Annotated in this window: 1 protein-coding gene; it reads left to right on the top strand. The window is 74.2% G+C overall.

Annotated elements, in window-relative coordinates; genetic code table 11:
- Positions 1-216: 216 nt before the first annotated feature.
- Positions 217-508 (top strand): aminotransferase class I/II-fold pyridoxal phosphate-dependent enzyme (locus EXE41_RS18660; protein ID WP_137691801.1); only part of this gene is annotated, 292 nt, incomplete at its 3' end.

Here is a 508-nt window from a genome sequence, read left to right as displayed (position 1 = left end):
GCCGCGCTCTCGTGGGCGTACGACCGCGGCGTGGTCGCGGGCGTCGACTACGGGAGCGAGACCGTCGCCGTGGAGCTCGCGGGGCGCCCCGACGTGGTCGCCGAGGCGGAGCGGCGGTTCGCCGACGCCCCGTCGTCGTGAGCCGCGGGGCGCCCCCGTCGCGAGCCCTCGACCGCCAAGACCACGCTTAAGCCCGCCGGTCCCCGACCCGGTGACATGGAACCACGGGATCTCTCCGATCACTCGCCGTACGTGCCCGGGCGGGGCGTCGAGGAGGTCGCCCGCGATCGCGGGCTCGACCCCGACGACCTCATCAAGCTCTCCTCGAACGAGAACCCGCACGGGCCGAGCCCGGCGGCCGTCGAGGCGATCCGCGAGCACGCCGACCGCGTGAACCAGTACCCGAAGTCCTCGCACACGGACCTCACCGCACGGATCGCCGAGAAGTGGGGCGTCGACGACGGGCAGGTGTGGGTGTCGCCCGGCGCCGACGGCTCGATCGACTCCC

Source organism: Halorubrum sp. SD690R (assembly GCF_005435035.1).
GTDB classification, from domain to species: Archaea; Halobacteriota; Halobacteria; order Halobacteriales; family Haloferacaceae; genus Halorubrum; species Halorubrum ezzemoulense.
The sequence above is the reverse complement of the archived record's forward strand: the minus strand, read 5'-3'. Positions and strand labels throughout refer to the sequence as shown.